Origin of the sequence: Halanaerobium polyolivorans (assembly GCF_020711195.1) — a bacterium.
Taxonomy (GTDB): domain Bacteria; phylum Bacillota; class Halanaerobiia; order Halanaerobiales; family Halanaerobiaceae; genus Halanaerobium; species Halanaerobium polyolivorans.
In genome coordinates, this window is the sequence record NZ_JAJFAT010000052.1 from 1 (window position 1) to 519 (window position 519).

Here is a 519-nt window from a genome sequence, read left to right on the forward strand (position 1 = left end):
AGTGCCCGTACCGCAAACCGACACAGGTAGACGGGAAGAGAATTCTAAGGCGCGCGAGAGAACCCTTGTTAAGGAACTCGGCAAAATGACCCCGTAACTTCGGGAGAAGGGGTACCCTTTAGTGATAGCTAGAGGGTCGAAGTGAAAAGATCCAAGCGACTGTTTATCAAAAACACAGGTCTCTGCTAAGTCGTAAGACGAAGTATAGGGGCTGACGCCTGCCCGGTGCTGGAAGGTCAAGGAGAAGGCTTAGTACTTATGTACGAAGGTCTGAACCTAAGCCCCAGTAAACGGCGGCCGTAACTATAACGGTCCTAAGGTAGCGAAATTCCTTGTCGGGTAAGTTCCGACCTGCACGAATGGCGTAACGACTTGGATGCTGTCTCAACAAGGGACTCGGTGAAATTAAATTGCCTGTGAAGATGCAGGCTACCTGCGACAGGACGGAAAGACCCCGTGGAGCTTTACTGCAGCCTGATATTGGGTTTTGGTGTAGAATGTACAGGATAGGTGGGAGGC

General features: G+C 51.1%; 1 rRNA gene. It reads left to right on the top strand.

Annotated elements, in window-relative coordinates:
- Window positions 1-519 (top strand): 23S ribosomal RNA (locus LJ207_RS12280); the annotation flags it as partial.